This is a genomic window from Caballeronia sp. LjRoot29 (assembly GCF_964252755.1).
Lineage (GTDB): Bacteria > Pseudomonadota > Gammaproteobacteria > Burkholderiales > Burkholderiaceae > Caballeronia.
Window position 1 is genome coordinate 70,208 of sequence record NZ_CAXUPU020000005.1, and the last position, 19,451, is coordinate 89,658.

Genomic DNA, 19,451 nt, shown 5'->3' on the forward strand with positions numbered 1-19,451 from the left:
AACCAGTCAGGTTTCGAAATCCGCGTCCGCCGCGAACTCTGTCTGGCCTTTGCCCAATGACTTGGCGCGATACATCGCGCGATCGGCGGCGCGCATCAGCACGGCAATATCTCTGTAGCCGGGACTCAAGTCCGGCGAGATCAGGCAAGCACCAATGCTCGCCGATACATTCACCACCCGGTCCTGCACCGACTTCATTTCCTCGAGCACCGCGTGCACGCCGTTTGCCACCGTCTGCACCGCGTGATTGCCCGTCACGTGCCGCGCCAGCACGACAAATTCATCGCCGCCTAGCCGCGCGACTGTATCGGTGGTTCTTACCCTTCTTGCCAGCAGGCCCGCGAAAGTTTGCAGCACGACGTCGCCGACTTCGTGGCCATAGGTATCGTTGACTTCCTTGAAGCCGTCGAGATCGATCATCAGCAACGCGGTCGCGCCTTCCTGTCCCGTCGATATCGCGATCATTGCCCGGCCGATGGTCTGCTCCAGCATGTAGCGGTTGCTCAAACCCGTGAGCGGGTCGGTGCCCGCCTTGAGCGCGAGGTCGCGGTTCGCACTGCCGAGCCGGCCGACCAGCACGGCGAGGTAGACCGATGCGCCGAACACACTCAAGCCAATCCCGAGCGCCGCGGAGCGATTGATCATCCACCACGGCTGCAGCACCGACAACGCGACGATGCCCACCATCGCCGTGACACACGACAATGCCAGCGTGCGCTTGCCGTAACGCCCGCCCGCGCCGATCAGAAAGAGGAAGACCGCCCATAGCATGGGCAAGGTGAGTGCGCCTCCGGCACCCAGGATCACGGTGAGCAGGGCCTGATCGGCGACAGTGGTGAATGCGAGGCGCAGATTCGACTGCCGTTGCATTCTGCTGATGATTAGCCGCGTCGCTACTCCATAGATCAGATAGAGCGCGAGCGCATGGAAGCTGGCAAAGGCGGCGGGCGTTGGAATGGTCCACGCCAGCACGCCGTACACGGCCGTTGCGAGGCCGCACAGTATGACTCTTAGCGTCGCCTGCTCTTTTTCCGGATCGAGAAAAGTCGACCACACGTAACCGCGGTGCCGATGCAAGGGGTCATTCGCCTGCCCCATTCTGAGTCTCCCTGATGTGCTGATCGATGCCGCGTTTTATGCAGTTTCTGCGTAGTGCAGAATTGCAATCGTACTGCGTCGCTAAAAAGTGGCCGAAAATCGCCTGATTCAGCCAGATTTTGGCGGACCGATGCTGATTCGTTACGATCCACTTGGGACGAGTGGTACGCACGCGGCGCGCCCGGGTATTTTGTTTTGGCGAGTTGCGTTTGTGCCTCGCTTGTTTTCGAATCGATGTTCGGACCTTCATTTGGCTTCTTGGCTTCTTATTCACTACGTAGATTTTTCGACGCCCGATGCAACCCTTTGAATCCGCGCTTTCAACTGGCGACATAAACGCTACCGATGACTCTCACTCCGCGCGCGATGCCGCGTTGCTCGGCGAATGGCTGCCTGTGTGTAACAGCGCCGACGTTCCCGCCGGGGAATTACGTGGGTTCGTAGTGGCAGGCGAGCGACTGGTGGTCTGGCGCAACGCGTCGGAGGCTGTAGGTCCGGCAGCACCGCCCGATATCTCCACCGATGTCCACGTCTGGCGTGATCGCTGTCCGCATCGTGGGGCGCAGTTATCGTTGGGATCGGTGACGGGCGGCTTGATTACGTGTCCGTATCATGGCTGGCGTTACGACGTCGATGGCCAGTGCATCCACATCCCCTCCAATCCGTCGATACGCCCCGCGAAGCGCGCTTGCGCGCTGACGTATCGCGTGGAAGAGAAATACGGCGTGGTGTGGACGTGCCTTGGTGAGCCGTCGCGTCAGCTCGATTTCTTTCCGGAGTACGCGGCAAACGACAGGCCGGGCGCGCGCCGGATCAATCTTGCGGCGCAGACCGTGCGTTCATCGGCGCCGCGCGTGGTCGAGAATTTCCTCGATATGGCGCACTTCCCGTTTGTGCACACAGGCATTCTCGGTGACGCATCGCACGCAGAAGTACAGGATTACGAAGTAATTTCAATCGATGACGGGCTTGAGGCTTGGCAATGCCGGTTTTGGCAACCGGCGGGATTGCCGGGACAGGAGGGCGTGGATATTTACTATGTGTATCGAGTGAAACGGCCGCTGGTGGCGAGTCTGTCGAAAGCGGCGCAGCACGGTGCGGGGGCGTTGCACCTATTGCTGGTGGCGTCGCCGGTGAGTGAAACGGAGACGCGGGCGTGGATGGTGTCGGTGTTTGAGGACAAGTCGACGCACTCGGATGAAGCGTTGTATGACTTCAATATGCGGATACTGATGCAGGACACGCCGATAGTGGAATCGCAATGGCCGAAGAGGCTTCCGCTCGATCCGCACGCGGAGTTGCATCAGGTTTGTGATCGACTGTCGGTGGGGTATCGACAGTACTTGAGGGAACGGGGATGGGGGTACGGGACGGAGTTGGGTGGGGGATAGAGGCCGTCGTACTTCGCTCATGGACTACAGCGGAATTTGTTCGAATTTTCCGCCGCTGTACCGCCATGGCACTCGAAACGTAGCACATCACGCAGATGGATGGCACGCGCGACAGTCTTTTCCACTCGGCAGAGTTCCTGGATGGCGTGAGCCAGATGCGGGGAAAGATTATTGTCGAAGAAGTACTTCATGCTGCCATCTGCTCGTAGCGGATGGCGGCTTCGACTGCGGCGAGCGGGATATCAAACAATGATGCGACCATCTCCTTGTTTTTCTCGGCCTTGAAGGTCTCGGCGACACTATGCGTTCTGACGCCATGGTCAGTGAGCACAGGGTTGCCAAACGCGATTGCCGGATCGAGCACGATCACCTTGTTGCGATTGAGCGGACACCAACGCGTTGCTTGACTGTCACCTGCAAATTCGATCCCCATGTACAACGCCGGCCGAACGATGTGTTCAAACACCAATTGGCGCTTGGCAAGATCGGTCATTTCAGCGTCGCGGTGTTGGTGCAACGCTTCGGCAGAGATGGATTTGCCATCGGTCAAAAAAACCGATGTGCAGTAAAAGGATATTCAGTTCCAGACATGGCTTTCGCGCCTCCGATCGCACCACGAATTACCTGAAGTGGCACGTCATGATTGCGGAACGCCTTGACGATGCATAGTTCTATCAGGTCGCGAAAACCGATGACCTTTTCGTCAAAATCGGCAAGCTGGGACTTCCATAGTGGAGCACCGACACCACCCTTGAACGCATAGCCGAACGGCCAGCGGCTCACCTCGCGCGATTGAGCGCCGGTGAGTCCTTCTGCTTCCTGAAGGGTGTATAGGCCAATGCCAGTAAGTTCCATGTGGGCATTCTACCGGTAAGCGCAACGTCGGCTTGACGGGGTTTTTTGGCATTTTTTGTCGATCAGTCTTGTGATTTGGATCCGCGTCGCCCGGGGAAGCTCGCCTTTCCATCATGACACTGCACGCTCCGCTTCTCTTTTTGCCAAACAGGCGAGCGAGCAACCTTCGGCAACAAGGCGCATCGGGCGCTACATGGATGTTTGTACGGCGGCCTGGAGCCTGGAGCCTGGAGCCTGGTGGGTTATGCGCCCGCGGTCGGGGTGACGGCGCTGCTGGTTAGCTACTGCTCGCAGTGGCTCAGGCGCCGCTTTACGATGGACGCGTGAAAGGATTCGGGTACGTAGCCGTCGCCCTGCCGGTGTCGCTTACGAGCGACCTTCCGAGATTACATCCTGCAATATGCTCCCAAATGGAGTGATGCCGTTAAAGCGCATCGTGGCAAAGCGCCATCATCCTCTGCACCATTGTGCTCGAACTATTGAGTTCCATTTCATCGGTGAAGAGTGCCTGCACGCTCGACAGACGAACCGCGACCCCTGCTTCCAGCAAGTCTTCACTAGCAATCTTCAACGCAAGTTGGCCGATTCGGACACGCTCGAGCCAATGCATCGTCAGTTGATTCTTCTTAAGCCATCGACGGCAACATTCAACGACATGGTCCACGCGCCATGCGTGATGCAACACGTACGACGCCGCTGCGATTGCGACGAGGAAACATAGCAACTCGGCACGCGCGCGGTCATTCTCGGTAAGTTCAGCTTTGGTCATGCTTATCGGCCCGCCTATGCTCGTTTTTATCTACACCACCACATGTGGGCGCAGGCCCAAGAATCAATATAGCCTACCGTTTTGTTCTATCCATCTTGGCATGGCACGGGAACAGCGGTATTCTTACTAAATCCAGATCGATATATCGGAGGTAAGGTAATGACAGCCACTGCTACGCTATCCAGCAAATTTCAGATCTCCATTCCTAAAGTGGTTCGTGAAGAACAGCATTGGGAGGCGGGACAAGAGTTTGTGTTCATTCCGAAGGGCAAGGGTGTGTTAGTTATGCCTGTACCCGAATTGGAACAGTTGGCCGGTATCGCGAGGGGCGCCAAGAAAGACGGCTATCGTGACCGCGAGGACCGGTACTAATGGCGAGATCAATGCGCGTGATCGATACCTCTGCCTGGGTCGAGTGGTTAGTCGACAGTACGCTAGGTAAGAAGCTGAGCAAGGAATTTCCGGACAAGTCTCGCTGCATCGTGCCGACGATCGTACAACTCGAATTATCGAAATGGCTGGTACGCGAGGTCGGTGAAGACCGAGCAGACCAAGTTATTGCCTACACGCAGAAATGCATAGTCGTTCCGTTGGACACGGGCATTGCGTTGTTGGCAGCCGAACTGCATCGGGAATACAAACTGGCAACGGCAGATGCGATCGTCTATGCGACAGCACGGCAGCAGGGTGCGGATTTGCTTACGTGTGACGCGCATTTCGACGGTCTACCAGGCGCCGTGTTTTTCCCTAAGCCACCCCGTTCATGAGAGCCTGCTTGGGCGCAGACATTCCCAATCCAACAGTTCGAACTCTCTGCTCCGACGCTACAAGCGCGCTCATTCGCAGGAGGCTCATCAAAAGCTGACAACCGGCGTGCGCCGAAAAGCTGTTTTGCCCATCCGTCCCAGATATTGCACTGCGACGCCGTGGCTGTTCATGGCTCGATAGCGCATGCGGACATTGCGCAGCGAATGCGTTCAGCTAGACGTTTGGACCATAGGTCATGCGCAATTGACGTTAAGTAGGCCGTTGACGTTCAATGCTTTCGTACAGGCGGGAAGGCCCTTCTTGGGTACATTCGCATTTCAGGTGCATTTGCCGGTTTTGCGACAAGTCCGACTAGGATCGCGCTCTCCCCTTACATTCCTGAGAACGGGACACACGCGAAGGGACATTCTTTAGATCGTTACTAATATTGGTGCGCCCGGCTGGGATCGAACCAGCAACCCCTGCCTTCGGAGGGCGGGAACCGAGGTGTTTTGAGGTTTCAAGAAGTTTAATGATTCGGCTTAAAGCCTTTATCAGCATGGGTTTAAGGTTGATTGACGATCATCAAGGTTCAACGTAGACTTTCCGTACCGATTCCGTACGGACTGAAATGGCTCATTCGATCAACTCCAAGACCGCGCGCGAGAAGCTTGAGCCGCGTCGCGAACCGTATTGGTCACGCATCCAGACCGGCCTGTTCATCGGCTACAGGAAGGCCGAGCAGGGACAAGGAACGTGGATAGGCCGGCGCCGCGATGAGGACGGCAAGCAGGTCTATCGAGCGCTCGGCACGTTTTCCGACTATGACGCCGCCGTGAAGGCTGCAAACGAGTGGGCCAATGCGATCGAGGCCGGCGTTTCGTCCAAAGGGTTGACCGTCAAGCAAGCCTGTGAGCATTACGTCAAGCACCTGGCGATGCACAAGGGCAGCGCGAGCGAGAAAGACGCTGAAGGCCGGTTCAAGCGCCTAGTGTATGCCGCTAAGATCGGCAAGATCGATCTGGCACGGCTGCGCACGTCGGACGTCAAATCGTGGCTGGGCGCCCAGATCGAGCAGGACGAAGCCGATGCTGAGGACGAGGAGGATCTCAGGCGAGCCAAAGACAGCGCGAACAGGAACTTGGCGTCGCTGAAGGCCGCGCTTAATCTTGCTCTGCGTGATCGCCTAGTGGCGACCGATGCCGGATGGAAAACGGTTTCGAAGTTCGGGGACGTTGGCAGGAGGCGAACCGCATTCTTGCCCGCAGATCAGCGGAAAGCCCTGGTGGCGGCTTGCCCGGTCGATCTGAGGTATCTGGTGAAGGCGATGCTTTTAACCGGCGCACGACCTGGTGAGTTGGCCAGGGCGAACGTTGAACACGTCGACGAAGATCAGGGAACGCTGGAGCTAGACGGCAAGACAGGGCACCGTGTCGTTACGCTCTCATCTGCCGCGTCCGCGTTCTTCGCAGCACTGGTTAAGGACAAGGACGCGGGAACGCCAGTCTTATCGACTGAGTTCGGCCAACGCTGGAACAAAGACTCGTGGAAAAAGCCATTCAAGACCGCCGCCGCCGCGGCAAACCTGCCGGCCGCGGTCGTGATGTATGCCTTGCGACACACGGCGATCTCCGAAATGATCGCGAACGGCATGGACTCCTTCATCGTTGCCAAGCTAGCGGGTACGTCGACTGCCATGATTGACAAACACTATGGCCATCTGCGGCATGACAAAACCCGCGCGAAGCTCGACGCCGTGGCGATGCTTTGACCGCTCGCCGAGGACAATTAGCTACTCAGGTATCCGTTCATAAACTTTAAGCGACGAAAAGGAACTTGCGATCCTGCATAGGTATTGGTACTATTTGGTCACTGTGACGTTTTTGCGCAGTAGACGGCCCGCCCAACAGCGGGCCGTTTTCGTTTACGCGTCACAAAATAACCTTTACCTCATCAAACTGCCGACTCCAACCGAGTCGGCTTTTTTCGTTTACCGCCCGCTCAGCCCATTAAGGCTCGCGGGCTTTTTGCGTTTGGAGCCTCTATGACTGATACGCCGATCGTTCGCCTTCCCGAACTTATGAAACTCGTTTGCCTGTGCAAAGGCTCGATCTACCGCGGAGTGAAAAGCGGATCATTCCCCGCACCCGTCAAGCTGTCACAGCGAGCCGTGGGATGGCGCCGTGGAGATGTCATTGATTGGATCGATTCCCGCCAGAAGGCCCAGCAGTGACGGGAGGAGGGCCTGATGGACAAGAGAAAATACAAGGCCGGCAAGGAGAAGCGAGACGGAACGACATTCGTGGCATTCCCAACCGTTGTTCTAAACAGCGTGGCTTATCTAGGCCTGTCTGCCCATGCGCGGATGCTGCTGGTCGACATAGCGGCGCAATACTCGGGCGACAACAATGGCGATTTCTCGATCGCGTGGGTCTTGATGAAGCCGCGCGGCTGGAAGAGCGAAGACACGCTATCAAAAGCAAAGAAAGAGCTTCTTGAAAGTGGTCTTGTCGTCGAGACCAGAAAAGGCGCTCGGCCAAACAAGGCCAGTTTGTATGCGCTCACCTGGCTCGCACTCGACCAGCATCCGAAACTGGATATGACGCAGAAGACCTTTCCGCGCGGCAAATGGCGAGAAAAGGAGCCGCCAAGTCCAATAAAAATCACCATCCTTACTACGCCGGGCGTAGTAGCAGCACCCTTATAGCTACGCCTGCCGTAGTAGAGAGGTCGCTGTCTACTACGCCTGCCGTAGCTATAAGGGTGCTTTTGGGGGTCTTCTCTACTACGCCCACCGTAGTGCTTCTAAGAATTACCATCTGCAGGCGTCTTTTCGCCGTCTTCAGTTCTTTGATGGGAAAAGGAAGGTAAATGGCTCTCTATGGAAAACTCGGTCGATCTCCCGAAAAATGCGCGCTCTAAAAGCTGCATCGCGTTCGTGGGTTGGCTTGCATCTGTAGACGGTCATGTAGACGGTGCGACGTCTCGCGATCGCGCCATGGCCCATCGCGTGGGGCGCAGGGCGCAAAGAGTCCGCATCGGAAGCGGACACGCGCATGGCTGAGCTATAGCTAACCCTTTGCTTATCCAAAAACGAGCCATCTGGCCGTCACGGATGGGTCACGCGCAAACCGTGACACGATGTGACGCACGGTGACGCAACGCTCGGTAACGCGCTCCGGTAACGCCCGGTGCGTTACTCGCCAGTTGCCGATTGAGCAACCGTTGCCGTATCAGCAACCGCTGGCCGAAAAATGATGCCCCGGGCATTGCCCAAGCATTGCTTCACGAATGCTCGACGTGCGGCGCAGGCTACTAGGTAAAACTTGGTGCCGGCCAGGTTTCCTGTGGGTAACCCATGGGTTTTCGACCCGGGAGACCCGCAGTTCGTTCATCTCCCCACAAATCAGAAGTGACGCGCGATGCGTTACCTTACAACTCAGTGAGTCCTCCGTGATGGCGAAAACAAAAGCAGTGGTGCCGAGCAAGCCGGCTGAGAAGCGCGCCGATATGACCGTCGAGGCACGCGAAAGCGAATCTGGCGACAAGACACTGGCGCGGCTGGCAGGAAGCGCGACATTCAGGGCAGCGCTCACAGAGAATCAGTTAATCGGGACGACGATGGGCGGTGCCGAGCTGGGCCTCTTCGAGGTCAATGCAGCGCTGACGGAACGCTTCCTTGAAGTCACGCGGGACGGCAACATGGCGAAGACTGAAGCGATGCTGCTAGCCCAGGCGCACACATGCGAGGCAATCTTTCACGAGTTCGCCCGCCGCGCGCTCCGTAGCAACGCCATGCCCAATCTGGAAGCCTATATGCGGATGGCGCTGAAGGCGCAGCAGCAATCGGCATCGACGCTGCGGGTATTGGGCGAGTTGAAAGCCCCGCGTGCCGTGTCATTCGTGAAGCAACAGAACGTTGCGCACGGGAATCAGCAAGTGAACAACGGCGTCGAGCCCGTCGCGCGCGCACACGGGGAAAGCGGCGATCAACCGAACGAACTATTAGTGAGCGAGCAATATGGCACGCAGACATTGGACGCCCGAACAAAGGGCCGCGCAGGCCGCCGCAATCCGGCGCTGGCAGCCGTGGCAACAGTCGACGGGGCCGCAGACTGACGAGGGCAAGGAGATTGCGGCACAAAACGCGTGGAAACACGGTCTGCGCTCCGCTGGCGCCATCGAGAGCGATCGGCAGTTCAATGCCCTCATGCGCCAGTGCCGGGACGTCCTTAGACGGCTGTAGCCCCACAAAACGGTCAAACCCTCCGCCAATGAGCGATGACGATAAACGGAAGCGTTATAAAGCTTACAGCGCCGAATATGACCGCGTGACGGCCGAGCGCGAGGCGATCGAGCTCGAGCATCATCGGCAGTTGGACGGCTTCGCAATCGTCCAGAGCATATTGCGCAACGGCTGCATTCCTTTGCCGCCCAGACTTCCGCCGCACCCTCCATTCCCTGACGATCTCGTTGGCATAACATGCGCCGCCAAAACGCGCGCCGGAACGCCCTGCAAACTCACATCGATCTACGGCAACGGCCGCTGCAAACTTCATGGCGGCATGTCGACCGGCCCTCGCACCGATGCCGGCCGCAAGCGCTCATCTCTGAACGGCAACGCGCCGAAAACGAAGCAAACCCCATGAACGGTTGAGTTTTGTTAAGTCTTGGCGACTGCGTCGGTTGAATCGAAGCCCATGAGGGGTAGGGAAAACTAGGTCTTGCAGCGCCAAGCGACGACCATCGACGACCCAACAAAACCCAACATCGGCCGCCGCCGGCGAACCTGACATCGGCTACTACAGAAAACTACAGATTCGCCGGCGGTTCGCGGTGGGAAACCCAAGGGTTATTGCCTCGTTTCCCACCGCGCGCCTGTTTTGCAAAACAACCCCATGCAACGACCTGTCAAGGGGTTGCCGAGGGCCGTGGGCCCGTTTTGCGAGATTAACCCCCATGGATGGCCCTATCTGCGAAATGCCCCATGAATGACGAAATTTGACGAAACGCCGATTTGCGAAATAATCCAATGACACGCGCTCACGCGAGCGCATGCGAAATCCGAGTGCTAAATTTTTTTGCCGATTATCAAATGCAGGACATCTTTGTTTTTGCTTGGGCTATTCGGCGGGGTGAACTCGGCCCTTGCGGAAATTCCTTCAGCAACCAGCGCGGCGGACAGTGCCTTGGCCGCTTTTTCTAACTCGGGTTGTGACGCGTCCACTTGGACGCTTATGCCAACTTCTACGGCTTGGCCGATAGGCTGCTTCCCATTTCTATGAATGTTTGGGTCGCCGGGCCACGCCGTTTCCTTCCAATCCAAAGCTACAAGTATCTGTTCAATTCCGTCGAGAAGGTACACCGCCTCTGACTCGTTTACGGTTGCAGCGTCAAATTGTATGAGTTTGAATGCAAGCAACTTCTCATAAATGCGCTTTTGCTGCTCCACAGACAGCGTTCTCGGCGCTTTAAATTTTTCCAGTTCAAGCTTCGCCTCCATGGCGTTCTGCTGCGCAATCGCGGTTTCTTTGTTGGCTTGTGCAATCGCCGCTCGGGAGGCGTCGGACTCAGAGGACAACCGCAATATCTCTTTCTGTTGAGCCAAGTTTTCGGCTGTCTGGATCGCGCGCAGCTGATCATTGGTACGCCATTGCAGGAACCCAACAATTGCGGCTCCGACCGCCCCGATCGCGAGAACAATGAGGGCGCAAATGGCCCACCTGTCGAGACCGCTCAGTGACGCCTCCAAGACTTCTTTGTCCACTAAATATCTCCGACGCGGTTGGGCTTATTTGATTGAGAAAACTTCGGGCGTCGATCATACCCCGATTCCACGTGCCATCCCGCGGCAGTCGTTTGGTCCGATCCGGCATTCGCACGAAACCGACCGGTTGCGTGCACCCTCGTCCGACATGAACGAAAATAACCCTTGACCTATTTCGTGCACCCTATATGATTCGTTCATGGGTTTCGTGCAGCATTTCAGGGGAGAGCAACAGATGTCACGCGCATTCATTTACGCCCGAGTAAGCACCGTCGATCAACACACAGATAACCAAGTGCGCGAGATAGCTGCTGCGGGTTTCGCTGTAGACCAGAAGCGGATCGTTGCCGAGAGCATTAGCGGGTCCGTAGCCGCCAGCGAGCGGCCGGCGTTTGCGAAGTTGCTTGATCGTCTCGAGCACGGCGACGTGCTGATCGTTACGAAGCTGGACCGACTTGGTCGCAATGCGATGGACGTGCGCGCTACGGTTGAACGACTCGACGCCGTTGGCGTGCGCGTTCATTGCCTGGCGCTCGGTGGCGTCGACCTTACGAGCGCGGCCGGCAAGATGACGATGGGAGTGCTCAACGCTGTCGCCGAGTTCGAGCGTGACCTGCTGATCGAGCGCACGCAAGCGGGCCTAGCTCGATCACGTGCTGAAGGAGTAGTACCCGGGCGTCCGTCCGCCCTTACCAACGATCAGCATGCCCAGGTTCTACAGCGCCTAGCTGCCGGCGAATCGGTATCGCAGCTTGCTCGCGACTATAAGACGAGCCGCACGACGATTCAGCGGGTGCGCGAGCGCGGAATCGAGGTTGACTCCGCGGCCTGATTTGCAACCTCTATTGCCGACCGGCTTATCGATACTTGCCGGCCAGCGAAGCAAGATTTCCCAAACCGAGCCGGCGGTCCCGGATAAAAAAGCCATCGAGGTGTGACCATGATTCAAGCAACAGCAAAGACCGAAGCTCAAAAACAAGCAGATTTCGAGAAGGTATGGAGCAGCGTAATTTTCAGGTTGAGCGCCGCTCACTACATGACTTTGCTAGCGAACAGGAAGGCCAAGCGCGGCGGCTAGTCAGGCCATTTTCTTGTTTCAAATCAGGCAGATACCGCTTAGGTATCCTCAACATTCTTGTTGCAAGATTGAACGTGCGTGCCTACAATGGACACCATTGGCACACGTTGATGCCATCTACTCTAGAGGAAACGAAATGCGACTCACGGGACCACCCCGGGCGGCATTTCATCGCCCTTTTTTGGAGATGGCATCTTGCCTATCACTGCCTCAAGCGCGCCTCGCGCTTACCTTCCTGTCGACGGCTTCATCCGTCGCGAGCAGCTTCTTCAGATAATCCCCATCAGTGCCAGCACCCTCAGACGACGGGTGCTCGACGGCACGTTTCCAAAGCCAGCACGGATGTCGAAAAACGCGATCGCGTGGGAAGTTACCGCTGTTCGTCGATGGATTGAGTCCTGCACCGCTCCTCAAGCCTGAGGGGCACGCTATGACCACCGCAAACAAAAAAGGCCACGTTCCTCGCGAGAACGCAGCCCTGACCACCGTTTCGAAGGATACGTCGAACAGTGCCGACGCGCAACGTGCGCGGCTTCTAGCGGCGTTAGAGACCGGTCCCGTCTCCACGATCGAAGCGAGGCGCGACCTCGACATCATGATGCCGGCGGCGCGGGTACATGAGCTTCGTCATCGGCAAGGCAAAAACATCCTAATGACTCGGGTGCCACTGCCGACCGATGGCGGCCGACTCCACAGCGTTGCTCTCTACGTCCTGCTCCCTGACCCGCAGACCGATCTGTTCGACGCGTTTGTCGCGCCAAGCGGTCATCACACCACGGCCCTCACTCTATGAAACTAAAACTTACGAACGACGGCGACGCCGCAGTGCGCAACGGACGACCCGTCTATGTCGGCGATGACGGCGATGACGGCGAGCGCGCATTCGACGAAATCGTGGCGCACCTCACACGTAATTCACTGGAAACGAAAAATCAATGAGAAGAGTTCAAGTTTTCGCGGGCGCTTTGCCGCTAGAAACAGACATTCTGAACACCAACAAGGGGTCGTTCATAGCCATCGGCCACGTGCTGCAGGACATGCTCGGCACTGGCACGCTGTTCTCCGGTCTCGGCTGCGTTCCGACCGGTCCTGCTGGCATGACGGTCAACGTCAATCCGGGGCGCGCGTACTCTCTGCAAGCCACGGACACGGGCGCTTACTCGTCGCTATCTGCGGACGCGACCCCGCTGGTAAAACAAGGCATCCTGCTCTCCGCCGTCAACTTCGCGTGCCCGGCGCCGACGACGGCCGGCTTCTCGATCAACTATCTGATCGAAGGCGCGTTCCAGGAAGTGGATGGCGGCCCTGTCACATTGCCCTACTATAACGCCGCCAATCCCGCCGTCGCCTTCAGCGGTCCGAACGGTACCGGCACGTCAAACAATACCTATCGCGACAACACGGTCCAGTTGCAGCTCAAGCCGGGTGCAGCGGCCACGACAGGCTCGCAGGTAACGCCTACGCCTGACGCTGGCTTCAACGGCTTGTGGGTTGTGACCGTGCCATTCGGCGCGACTACGATCACGAGCGCGAACATCTCGCAGTACACGGGCGCGCCATTCCTGTCGAATAATCTGCTGAGCCAGATCCAGGCAGTCCCGACAACCGGCCGCTTGCTGAACACTCAAGTGTTTCCATCAACCGGCACCTACACGCCCACTCCGGGCGCTACGTTCGCTATCGTCGATGTGCAAGGCTCTGGGGGGCAGGGCGGCGGCTCGAATGCTGCAACAAGCACAACGGTCAGCTTTGGCACAGGCGGACACTCTGGCCCGCGCGCCGTCGTGAAAATCTCGCTCGCCGGCATCACAACCGTTCCGGTAACAGTTGGCGTCGGAGGATCAACCGGTGCTGCGGCTGCGGCAGGTCAAGCGGGCGGCACGACGTCATTTGGCACATACGTATCGTGCCCAGGTGGACCAGGCGGAAACGTCCTTGGACCCACGGCGGGTCCGCTCTTCAGCGGCAATACGTCGGCACTGCCAAGTGCAAGTGTGAGCGGTGTACTGCAAACCATCTTGGCCCAGAGTGGCAACGCGGGACCGCCATCGGTTTGCATCTCCGCTGGTGCAGCGGGTTCCGGCGCGGGCGGCATTTCACCGGGCTATGGAGGCGGCGTAACGATCAGCGGCGGCACTGGCCCTGGAAATCCCGGGCAGCAGTTCGGGCAAGGCGGTTCAGGTGCATTTACTGCGACGAGCGGCGCGGCGCAAATCGGCGGCGCCGGCTTGCACGGCTATGTCATTGTCTGGGAGTTCGCATAATGAAAACGTACGCATTGATTGTGGGCGGTTTGGTCGTCGAGATAATCGCCCCAGAGACGTGGCCGGACGGAAGCGAAATTCCTATCGAGGATCGATTCACACCAGACATCGTTGCATCGCTCGTTGACGTCACATCAGAAATTCCTTCGCCGGGACAAAAGGCAGTTGAGATCTCGTCCGGCGTCTGGTCCTTCAGCGCGCCGGCCGTACCTGTCCAGTCGATTTCCAGCTTGGCGAATCTGGCGATGTCCATCGGGCTGACTATTTCCAGCGCGAGCACTCCTGCGCTCAACGGTACGTATGCGATCGACGCGATCAGTCAGATGGACATCATCGCCGTCGAGACGAGCCTGAACGCCGGCAAGGGCTTCCCCGGTGGAGCGTCAACGTTCAACTATGCGGACATTTCAGGCGCCTTCCGTCCGTTCACCGCGGCCAACTTCACGGACTTCGCCGCGGCTGTGCGGGATTACGTCTACGCGCTCAAGGCAGTCATCGCCGGCGCGTCGACAACCCTCCCAGCCGCGACGTCGACTATCACCTGATCCAGATGAACCCAAAGCCGCCGCGGAAGCGGTTCACGCGGCGTGCCTAACGGAGGTTGCCAATGAAACGAATGCGTGCCCAGTTGATCCAGACAATTACGTACCACGATGGACGGACCACGGCGATCGAGGCGCAAGGAAGCGCTAAGCTTAATTCGGTCTCTGGCGTTGTGAGTTTCGGACATCGACTATGTTCTGCAGGCCAGCAATCAGTTCCTCGATTGTTGGAATCGGAATTGCATAACCGACCCATCCATGCCCAGGGTGACGGATAACCAACGCCGCACGATCGTTCATTTCGTCGTAAGCCCATCGCATTGGAGGAGATTCCGCGACGTTTTGCATGTTCGGTATCGGCGGAGCGTCCATAGGTATTGCCGGGATCATCCGGATGCGATTCTGGACCATGCCGTCGATTACAGCGGACAGCTGCTCCGAGTTCATAGAGTAGTGGCCCGTAGGCAGAGACAGAACGACCTGGTGCGACCCGTCTGGCTGCTCAAACAAACTCATTTGCAGTTGGTCGTCCATTTGCGCCCCTTTGTGTTTGGATTGGTGAATAAAGAGATCCGATTCTCGCACGTTGGTGCGTGCATCATTTTCCGGCTCATCTCCCGCTCTAAAAAAGTAAGGAAATCTACGCATGGCTGATGATTTCGTGATTCATCGGCGCAGACGGCACGACGCAGAGACTGCCTCGTCCAAAGCATGGGGTTGCATACATCCGCGCAGTGAAGGCAATCGATCTAACGAAGGTAGCACCGGCTTGCTCGGCACAGCTAGCAGCGTGAGCACAGCGGCCGCCTCCGGGCGGCTAGTTTCCCAATCAATCGAACGGTGGACCTATGAACAAATTTGCAGTTGTTGAAAACGATGTCGTCGTCGGCGTGATCTCGGCCGGTGCGGACTCGTACACGCCCGGTTTTGACCAATTGGCAATCGAGATACCTGAACACTCGGTTGTAAGCATCGGCTGGACGCATGACGGTGCGCGGTTCATCGCTCCGCTCGCTAAGCATTACGGGCTGGCATACGGAGCGGGCGGCTATGGGATCGCCTGAGACAACCAAGCCCGGCGAGGCTACCTCCAAATCAGATCCTGGCGCGCAGGCTTTCGCCATGATCGTTTCGTGTCTAACTCGGTTAGACAATCCATCATCGGAAATGAGCCATGATTGAAGCATTCCGCGTCGGCACAGTCCTGACGCTGAACGATTTGATTTCGCCGAAGCTCCTGGCGCTTTCAAAGAACCTGCTGAAGGTCGAACTGCAAGTCGCCGCGCTGGACCGGCAGTTCAAGCAAATCGGCAAGGCAAACGGCGGCATCAAGCAGGCGGCGAACTACACCGCAGCGCTCGACAAAGCGGTCATGAAGACCGATCAGCACGCAAAGCTGCTCGTCAAGACGTTCGGCAAAATGTCCGCTTTCGACGGCAAGGCAGCGGCCGGCGCTGGAAAGCTGATGAAAGAACTGGATATGTCGGACGGCGCCGCAGGGCGCTTGACCGGTCATCTTGCAAAGATCACGGCGTTTAATCCTGAAATGCGATTGCTGGCCGAGTCGACCCGTTCACTGAGCAGTGCGCTGCGCTCGTCGTCGACGAATGCCGCCATGCTCGCGCATCAGGTGAAGTCGATCCATTCGCTCGGCGCTCTGCCTTCGATCCCTGGTGGTCTCATGCTCGGCGGTCGCCCCCCGGGCGGCGGTTCGGGAGGCCGCGGAGGCGGCGGGCATGGAGGCCGGGGCGGCAATGGCATGCACGGCCGCATGCACGTCGGCCCGGGCGGGGCTGGCTTTAGCGGCGTCGGCATGGGCATACCCGGCGGCGTCCCGGTGATGGCAGGAATGGCGGCCGGTTACATGGCCTACGCCACAATCAAGAGCGGCGCCGAAGCGGCCGGAGACTATGAGCTTCAGAAGCGACGCTTCGAGATGTTCGGCATGTCGCCAGCGCAGAATCAGAACGCGTTCGACTATGCAGCCGGGCTGAGCGTTCCGGGCGCGTCAAACACGGACAAGATGCGGTACATGATTGAGGCACAGGGCGCATTTCGCGAATCTGGCCTCGACGGTGGCGAAGCACTGCGCGCCGCAAAGATGGCTGTCCCGATGCTAGCCAAGATCCATTTTGCGAGCATCCTGTCGGGCCACGAACTGACGGAAGGTCAGGAAATGGACATGCTGCGCTTTGCAGAACAGCGCGGCGCCATCCGAGACCCTAAGCTATTCAATAGCACGATCGAAAACGCGTACCGCACGACTGTAACGTCTGGCGGTCAAGTAGATTTCTCGAATCTTCGCCAGTTTATGCGGACGTCTCAGGGCGCCGGCATGACGATCAGCGACGAAGCGTTGCTCGGCTGGGGTGAGCCTCTGCTGGGCGAATTGAAGGGCGGCCCGGCTGGTACGGCACTCGCCACCGCGCGCAAGCGTTTGATGGGCATCACCAAGGCCACGAAGACGCAGTTGCACACCATCCAAGAGATGGGCGCGTGGGATATGAGCAAGGTCGTGCTCAACGCGAAGGGCGGCGTCGATCACTTCACCGGCGACGGCATTCCGCTCATGCACGCGAGCGAGTTCGGTGCCAACCCGTTCAAGTGGTTTGCTGACTACGTACTGCCGCAGTACAAGGCGCGCGGTCTGGACATCAACCAGCAGTCGAAGTTGAACTCGGACCTGTTCGGCAACACGGGGGGCGCCATGTTCGACAAGGTCGGCGTTCAGTTGCCGACGATCATGGAAGGTGTCAACGCGCGGAAAATCGTGCCGGGCATCGACACCGCAGTCGGCAAGGCGCAGGCGACCCTGACCGGACAGGAGCAAGAGTTCAACGCCGCTTGGAAGGACTTCAAGACGGCTTTTGGCGAGACGGTGTTGCCCGCCGTGATCTCGACCATCAGGGCCGGCACAGATTTCTTCAAGGTCGTCAACGCAGGCAAGTTCAGCAACACGAACTCAGCGATCGACACGGCCGCGGTTCCTGAGCACAAGACGGTTGGACCGTGGGGCGCCCTGACGCCGTACATGCCTGGCTGGATGCCTGGCGCTAAGACTGACCCGCACGTCGCGTCAAGCGGGAACGGCGGCATGAACGTCACGGTTCACGCGGTCATGGATGGCACGCCGATCCATACGAAGGTCGTCCAGAGCATCGTACGCAAGACCAGCACGTCGCTCGGCACTGGCTTCTTCGACCCGAACGTGTCGCCGCACACCCAATACACCACAGGGAACTGATATGACTGGACCTTCTTTAGGCGATTTCGGCCGAATGCTCTGCAAGGCTTCCGAGGACCTCGACCACCACCTTCACGAAGCGCTTGAGCACTGCGCGGAACACGTCGAGACTGAGGCGAAAGGCCGCATCGGGCATTACAACGGCCCCAGCGGTCCATTCCCGGCCTGGGCGCCCCTCGCTGAGTCGACCGTAGCAGATCGGACCAGCAAGGGCTATCCGGCCGACCAACCGCTTCTACGCACTGGCGAAATGCGCGAGTCCATCCATCGTGAAGTTGGCGAGCATGAGGCAGTGATCGGCTCGGACAGCGAAATCGCGCTTGCGCAGGAAGCCGGAACGGACAAGACCCCGCCACGCAGCTTCCTTGGGGCCGCTGGCGCCGCGTCCCTTCCGATGATCAGCGCGACGTTCGGCATGGCGATCGTTACCGCCATGCGCAATGCTCAAAAATGAGCCTGATCGAGCGCCTTACATCGGTGCCCTAGCTTCACACACAGTGTCATCGCATGCGTCAGGACCCGAACAAATTCATCACCGACGAACTCGCGTGATGAAAATGTCCCCACTCTTGTGGTCCGATCTGCAGCACCAAAGCCGCCAATAATTTTGAGGAACGCCGTCCGTCATCGGAAGCCGGAGCCGGAGCCGGAGCCGGAGCCGGAGCCGGAGCCGGAGCCGGAGCCGGAGCCGCTTCCATGTTGGCGGCCGGCAGCGCGCCTTGCTCACGCCGTCGACGATCATCCCGCTCTTTTTGCACTTGCGGGTCACGTGCGAGCTTTCTCCACATGGCGAAGATAGGGTTTGTATGCCGCGGAGTGTTCAGGTCTTGCTCCCAGCGCCTTATCGTGACCAACGGAATCTCAAACTCGGCGGCGAATTGCTTCTGCGTCAAGCCCAAATTGTGACGAAATTCTTTGATTTCCAAGGCTGTGGGCTCTTTAGCCTCCATCAGCACAGGTCGCGATGCGGCCAAAATAGTTGCCTTTTTCATTTCAGAAAACTCCATTGGTTGATGGACACGTCCGCGAAGACATGGATCGTCAAAGTAAAGAAGGGCAATGGATGTTGAACGGGTCATCACTTCTTGCCCATTTTTAGCGCGCAGCACAAAGCATGCGGCGTTCGCGCCAAGCGCCGCATGCTGGGAGAGGAGCTGGACGCAGCTCAGAAGATGCAGTGTTATTTTCATTTTTTATCTGATTTAACGTCCGTTACTTTGCCTAACGCCTTTGGTGCCGGTGGCTCAGGCGTGCGGCTCTCTTCGGGCTCTGCAGCTCGAACTACTGAAATGCGCCACGGGATTGCTGACCCTGTTTTGATCACAGCACCTGCCAATCCAAAGAGCGCAACAACCAAGGCGATCACAACATTCGTATCGCGCAGCCACAAGATCACGACGCCCCACCCCTCTTCTCCTTCTCGTGCCTCACGATCGAGGTGCTTGCGACATGCACTGTTTTTTTATCGGGCCATTCAATGGCGCACAGAATCGACCGATCTTTTCCAATCCGCATACTGACTTCCGTGATACCGTGAACACGTTTTAATTCCAGCAGTTTTTCTCGCAAAATGACATATTGGGCTGTCGTTAATTTAGACAGATTCGGATCATTTGGATCGTGAGTAACGCGGTTCATAGCACTTACCCCTTCGTCGTGGCTTCAGCGAAACGGCTCACCACCAGATTAGCATCAA

The 19,451-nt window shown here is 58.0% G+C and carries 28 protein-coding genes; 18 read left to right on the plus strand and 10 right to left on the minus strand.

Features of this window, described 5'->3' with window-relative positions:
• Positions 1–6: 6 nt before the first annotated feature.
• Positions 7–1,098, minus strand: coding sequence for a GGDEF domain-containing protein (locus ACSQ83_RS07765; protein WP_436227731.1), 1,092 nt, complete (start codon positions 1,096–1,098; stop codon positions 7–9).
• A gap of 296 nt (positions 1,099–1,394) precedes the next feature.
• On the opposite strand from ACSQ83_RS07765, the gene ACSQ83_RS07770 reads away from it, so the two are divergent.
• On the plus strand, positions 1,395–2,489 hold the full coding sequence (locus tag ACSQ83_RS07770) for a Rieske 2Fe-2S domain-containing protein (protein ID WP_436227732.1): 1,095 nt from the start codon (positions 1,395–1,397) through the stop codon (positions 2,487–2,489).
• Between the two features lie 17 nt (positions 2,490–2,506).
• Here ACSQ83_RS07770 and ACSQ83_RS07775 read toward each other — a convergent pair whose 3' ends face one another.
• The 4 genes from ACSQ83_RS07775 to ACSQ83_RS07790 all read right to left on the minus strand — a co-directional run bounded on the left by ACSQ83_RS07775 (position 2,507) and on the right by ACSQ83_RS07790 (position 4,113).
• On the minus strand, positions 2,507–2,680 hold the full coding sequence (locus ACSQ83_RS07775) for a hypothetical protein (RefSeq protein WP_414947831.1): 174 nt from the start codon (positions 2,678–2,680) through the stop codon (positions 2,507–2,509).
• On the minus strand, positions 2,677–2,982 hold the full coding sequence (locus ACSQ83_RS07780) for a DUF433 domain-containing protein (protein ID WP_436227733.1): 306 nt from the start codon (positions 2,980–2,982) through the stop codon (positions 2,677–2,679). The genes ACSQ83_RS07775 and ACSQ83_RS07780 overlap by 4 nt, the downstream gene beginning before the upstream one ends.
• A 53-nt stretch (positions 2,983–3,035) precedes the next feature.
• Positions 3,036–3,344 (minus strand): hypothetical protein, encoded by a 309-nt coding sequence (locus ACSQ83_RS07785; RefSeq protein WP_436227734.1) that lies wholly within the window; start codon positions 3,342–3,344, stop codon positions 3,036–3,038.
• 424 nt (positions 3,345–3,768) lie between these two features.
• Positions 3,769–4,113, minus strand: a complete 345-nt coding sequence (locus tag ACSQ83_RS07790; RefSeq protein ID WP_436227735.1) for a hypothetical protein — start codon at positions 4,111–4,113, stop codon at positions 3,769–3,771.
• Positions 4,114–4,272: 159 nt separating this feature from the next.
• Between ACSQ83_RS07790 and ACSQ83_RS07795 the strand changes: the two genes are divergently transcribed.
• The 7 genes from ACSQ83_RS07795 (at position 4,273) to ACSQ83_RS07825 (ending at position 9,509) form a co-directional block, all read left to right on the plus strand.
• Positions 4,273–4,485, plus strand: coding sequence for an AbrB/MazE/SpoVT family DNA-binding domain-containing protein (locus ACSQ83_RS07795; RefSeq protein ID WP_414947827.1), 213 nt, complete (start codon positions 4,273–4,275; stop codon positions 4,483–4,485).
• Positions 4,485–4,880, plus strand: a complete 396-nt coding sequence (locus ACSQ83_RS07800) for a type II toxin-antitoxin system VapC family toxin (RefSeq protein ID WP_436227736.1) — start codon at positions 4,485–4,487, stop codon at positions 4,878–4,880. Before ACSQ83_RS07795 ends, ACSQ83_RS07800 begins: the two co-directional genes overlap by 1 nt.
• A 611-nt stretch (positions 4,881–5,491) precedes the next feature.
• Positions 5,492–6,631: a tyrosine-type recombinase/integrase gene (locus ACSQ83_RS07805; protein ID WP_436227737.1), complete on the plus strand. Its 1,140-nt coding sequence runs from the start codon at positions 5,492–5,494 to the stop codon at positions 6,629–6,631.
• A 273-nt stretch (positions 6,632–6,904) separates the two neighbouring features.
• Positions 6,905–7,093, plus strand: a complete 189-nt coding sequence (locus tag ACSQ83_RS07810) for a helix-turn-helix transcriptional regulator (protein WP_436227738.1) — start codon at positions 6,905–6,907, stop codon at positions 7,091–7,093.
• Between the two features lie 15 nt (positions 7,094–7,108).
• Entirely contained in the window at positions 7,109–7,567 is a 459-nt protein-coding gene (locus ACSQ83_RS07815) for a hypothetical protein (protein WP_436227739.1), read from the plus strand.
• Between the two features lie 749 nt (positions 7,568–8,316).
• Positions 8,317–8,979, plus strand: coding sequence for a hypothetical protein (locus ACSQ83_RS07820; protein ID WP_436227740.1), 663 nt, complete (start codon positions 8,317–8,319; stop codon positions 8,977–8,979).
• Between the two features lie 155 nt (positions 8,980–9,134).
• Positions 9,135–9,509, plus strand: a complete 375-nt coding sequence (locus ACSQ83_RS07825; protein WP_436227741.1) for an HGGxSTG domain-containing protein — start codon at positions 9,135–9,137, stop codon at positions 9,507–9,509.
• Positions 9,510–9,931: 422 nt separating this feature from the next.
• On the opposite strand, the gene ACSQ83_RS07830 is transcribed toward ACSQ83_RS07825, so the two are convergent.
• Complete coding sequence (locus ACSQ83_RS07830) at positions 9,932–10,627, minus strand: hypothetical protein (RefSeq protein WP_436227742.1); 696 nt, start codon at positions 10,625–10,627, stop codon at positions 9,932–9,934.
• Positions 10,628–10,862: 235 nt separating this feature from the next.
• Between ACSQ83_RS07830 and ACSQ83_RS07835 the strand changes: the two genes are divergently transcribed.
• The 7 genes from ACSQ83_RS07835 to ACSQ83_RS07865 all read left to right on the plus strand — a co-directional run bounded on the left by ACSQ83_RS07835 (position 10,863) and on the right by ACSQ83_RS07865 (position 14,514).
• Positions 10,863–11,459: a recombinase family protein gene (locus tag ACSQ83_RS07835; protein WP_436227743.1), complete on the plus strand. Its 597-nt coding sequence runs from the start codon at positions 10,863–10,865 to the stop codon at positions 11,457–11,459.
• 108 nt (positions 11,460–11,567) lie between these two features.
• Positions 11,568–11,705: a hypothetical protein gene (locus ACSQ83_RS07840; RefSeq protein WP_436227744.1), complete on the plus strand. Its 138-nt coding sequence runs from the start codon at positions 11,568–11,570 to the stop codon at positions 11,703–11,705.
• A 195-nt stretch (positions 11,706–11,900) separates the two neighbouring features.
• On the plus strand, positions 11,901–12,125 hold the full coding sequence (locus ACSQ83_RS07845) for a helix-turn-helix transcriptional regulator (RefSeq protein ID WP_436227745.1): 225 nt from the start codon (positions 11,901–11,903) through the stop codon (positions 12,123–12,125).
• A 10-nt stretch (positions 12,126–12,135) separates the two neighbouring features.
• Positions 12,136–12,498: a helix-turn-helix domain-containing protein gene (locus tag ACSQ83_RS07850; RefSeq protein ID WP_436227746.1), complete on the plus strand. Its 363-nt coding sequence runs from the start codon at positions 12,136–12,138 to the stop codon at positions 12,496–12,498.
• A complete protein-coding gene (locus ACSQ83_RS07855) occupies positions 12,495–12,644 on the plus strand; it encodes a hypothetical protein (protein ID WP_436227747.1) in 150 nt (49 codons plus the stop codon). The genes ACSQ83_RS07850 and ACSQ83_RS07855 overlap by 4 nt, the downstream gene beginning before the upstream one ends.
• Complete coding sequence (locus ACSQ83_RS07860; protein WP_436227748.1) at positions 12,641–13,969, plus strand: hypothetical protein; 1,329 nt, start codon at positions 12,641–12,643, stop codon at positions 13,967–13,969. Before ACSQ83_RS07855 ends, ACSQ83_RS07860 begins: the two co-directional genes overlap by 4 nt.
• Positions 13,969–14,514, plus strand: coding sequence for a hypothetical protein (locus tag ACSQ83_RS07865; protein ID WP_436227749.1), 546 nt, complete (start codon positions 13,969–13,971; stop codon positions 14,512–14,514). The genes ACSQ83_RS07860 and ACSQ83_RS07865 overlap by 1 nt, the downstream gene beginning before the upstream one ends.
• Positions 14,515–14,664: 150 nt before the next feature.
• On the opposite strand, the gene ACSQ83_RS07870 is transcribed toward ACSQ83_RS07865, so the two are convergent.
• A complete protein-coding gene (locus ACSQ83_RS07870) occupies positions 14,665–15,159 on the minus strand; it encodes a hypothetical protein (RefSeq protein ID WP_436227750.1) in 495 nt (164 codons plus the stop codon).
• A gap of 200 nt (positions 15,160–15,359) precedes the next feature.
• Here ACSQ83_RS07870 and ACSQ83_RS07875 point away from each other — a divergent pair, with 200 nt between their 5' ends.
• The 3 genes from ACSQ83_RS07875 (at position 15,360) to ACSQ83_RS07885 (ending at position 18,209) form a co-directional block, all read left to right on the plus strand.
• On the plus strand, positions 15,360–15,575 hold the full coding sequence (locus tag ACSQ83_RS07875; protein ID WP_436227751.1) for a hypothetical protein: 216 nt from the start codon (positions 15,360–15,362) through the stop codon (positions 15,573–15,575).
• A 110-nt stretch (positions 15,576–15,685) separates the two neighbouring features.
• The gene (locus ACSQ83_RS07880; protein WP_436227752.1) at positions 15,686–17,755 is read left to right on the plus strand and encodes a hypothetical protein; all 2,070 of its coding nucleotides are present in this window, start codon (positions 15,686–15,688) and stop codon (positions 17,753–17,755) included.
• 1 nt (position 17,756) lies between these two features.
• Positions 17,757–18,209 (plus strand): phage virion morphogenesis protein, encoded by a 453-nt coding sequence (locus tag ACSQ83_RS07885; protein ID WP_436227753.1) that lies wholly within the window; start codon positions 17,757–17,759, stop codon positions 18,207–18,209.
• 58 nt (positions 18,210–18,267) lie between these two features.
• Here ACSQ83_RS07885 and ACSQ83_RS07890 read toward each other — a convergent pair whose 3' ends face one another.
• From ACSQ83_RS07890 to ACSQ83_RS07900, 3 genes are read right to left on the minus strand one after another with little or no spacing between them, the layout of a single operon-like run.
• Entirely contained in the window at positions 18,268–18,945 is a 678-nt protein-coding gene (locus tag ACSQ83_RS07890; protein ID WP_436227754.1) for a helix-turn-helix domain-containing protein, read from the minus strand.
• On the minus strand, positions 18,942–19,151 hold the full coding sequence (locus tag ACSQ83_RS07895; RefSeq protein WP_436227755.1) for a hypothetical protein: 210 nt from the start codon (positions 19,149–19,151) through the stop codon (positions 18,942–18,944). The genes ACSQ83_RS07890 and ACSQ83_RS07895 overlap by 4 nt, the downstream gene beginning before the upstream one ends.
• Positions 19,148–19,393 (minus strand): hypothetical protein, encoded by a 246-nt coding sequence (locus tag ACSQ83_RS07900; RefSeq protein ID WP_436227756.1) that lies wholly within the window; start codon positions 19,391–19,393, stop codon positions 19,148–19,150. The genes ACSQ83_RS07895 and ACSQ83_RS07900 overlap by 4 nt, the downstream gene beginning before the upstream one ends.
• Positions 19,394–19,451: the final 58 nt, after the last annotated feature.

Excerpts from the sequence above, each read along its gene's own strand:
- ACSQ83_RS07810 (WP_436227738.1), top strand. The coding sequence starts at position 6,905 with ATGACTGATACGCCGATCGTTCGCCTTCCCGAACTTATGAAACTCGTT.
- ACSQ83_RS07790 (WP_436227735.1), bottom strand. The coding sequence starts at position 4,113 with ATGACCAAAGCTGAACTTACCGAGAATGACCGCGCGCGTGCCGAGTTG.
- ACSQ83_RS07890 (WP_436227754.1), bottom strand. The coding sequence starts at position 18,945 with ATGAAAATAACACTGCATCTTCTGAGCTGCGTCCAGCTCCTCTCCCAG.
- ACSQ83_RS07785 (WP_436227734.1), bottom strand. The coding sequence starts at position 3,344 with ATGGAACTTACTGGCATTGGCCTATACACCCTTCAGGAAGCAGAAGGA.
- ACSQ83_RS07805 (WP_436227737.1), top strand. The coding sequence starts at position 5,492 with ATGGCTCATTCGATCAACTCCAAGACCGCGCGCGAGAAGCTTGAGCCG.
- ACSQ83_RS07795 (WP_414947827.1), top strand. The coding sequence starts at position 4,273 with ATGACAGCCACTGCTACGCTATCCAGCAAATTTCAGATCTCCATTCCT.
- ACSQ83_RS07850 (WP_436227746.1), top strand. The coding sequence starts at position 12,136 with ATGACCACCGCAAACAAAAAAGGCCACGTTCCTCGCGAGAACGCAGCC.
- ACSQ83_RS07835 (WP_436227743.1), top strand. The coding sequence starts at position 10,863 with ATGTCACGCGCATTCATTTACGCCCGAGTAAGCACCGTCGATCAACAC.
- ACSQ83_RS07880 (WP_436227752.1), top strand. The coding sequence starts at position 15,686 with ATGATTGAAGCATTCCGCGTCGGCACAGTCCTGACGCTGAACGATTTG.
- ACSQ83_RS07770 (WP_436227732.1), top strand. The coding sequence starts at position 1,395 with ATGCAACCCTTTGAATCCGCGCTTTCAACTGGCGACATAAACGCTACC.
- ACSQ83_RS07780 (WP_436227733.1), bottom strand. The coding sequence starts at position 2,982 with ATGACCGATCTTGCCAAGCGCCAATTGGTGTTTGAACACATCGTTCGG.
- ACSQ83_RS07860 (WP_436227748.1), top strand. The coding sequence starts at position 12,641 with ATGAGAAGAGTTCAAGTTTTCGCGGGCGCTTTGCCGCTAGAAACAGAC.
- ACSQ83_RS07765 (WP_436227731.1), bottom strand. The coding sequence starts at position 1,098 with ATGGGGCAGGCGAATGACCCCTTGCATCGGCACCGCGGTTACGTGTGG.
- ACSQ83_RS07820 (WP_436227740.1), top strand. The coding sequence starts at position 8,317 with ATGGCGAAAACAAAAGCAGTGGTGCCGAGCAAGCCGGCTGAGAAGCGC.
- ACSQ83_RS07875 (WP_436227751.1), top strand. The coding sequence starts at position 15,360 with ATGAACAAATTTGCAGTTGTTGAAAACGATGTCGTCGTCGGCGTGATC.
- ACSQ83_RS07800 (WP_436227736.1), top strand. The coding sequence starts at position 4,485 with ATGGCGAGATCAATGCGCGTGATCGATACCTCTGCCTGGGTCGAGTGG.
- ACSQ83_RS07775 (WP_414947831.1), bottom strand. The coding sequence starts at position 2,680 with ATGAAGTACTTCTTCGACAATAATCTTTCCCCGCATCTGGCTCACGCC.
- ACSQ83_RS07885 (WP_436227753.1), top strand. The coding sequence starts at position 17,757 with ATGACTGGACCTTCTTTAGGCGATTTCGGCCGAATGCTCTGCAAGGCT.
- ACSQ83_RS07870 (WP_436227750.1), bottom strand. The coding sequence starts at position 15,159 with ATGCGTAGATTTCCTTACTTTTTTAGAGCGGGAGATGAGCCGGAAAAT.
- ACSQ83_RS07900 (WP_436227756.1), bottom strand. The coding sequence starts at position 19,393 with ATGAACCGCGTTACTCACGATCCAAATGATCCGAATCTGTCTAAATTA.
- ACSQ83_RS07815 (WP_436227739.1), top strand. The coding sequence starts at position 7,109 with ATGGACAAGAGAAAATACAAGGCCGGCAAGGAGAAGCGAGACGGAACG.
- ACSQ83_RS07825 (WP_436227741.1), top strand. The coding sequence starts at position 9,135 with ATGAGCGATGACGATAAACGGAAGCGTTATAAAGCTTACAGCGCCGAA.
- ACSQ83_RS07840 (WP_436227744.1), top strand. The coding sequence starts at position 11,568 with ATGATTCAAGCAACAGCAAAGACCGAAGCTCAAAAACAAGCAGATTTC.
- ACSQ83_RS07855 (WP_436227747.1), top strand. The coding sequence starts at position 12,495 with ATGAAACTAAAACTTACGAACGACGGCGACGCCGCAGTGCGCAACGGA.
- ACSQ83_RS07865 (WP_436227749.1), top strand. The coding sequence starts at position 13,969 with ATGAAAACGTACGCATTGATTGTGGGCGGTTTGGTCGTCGAGATAATC.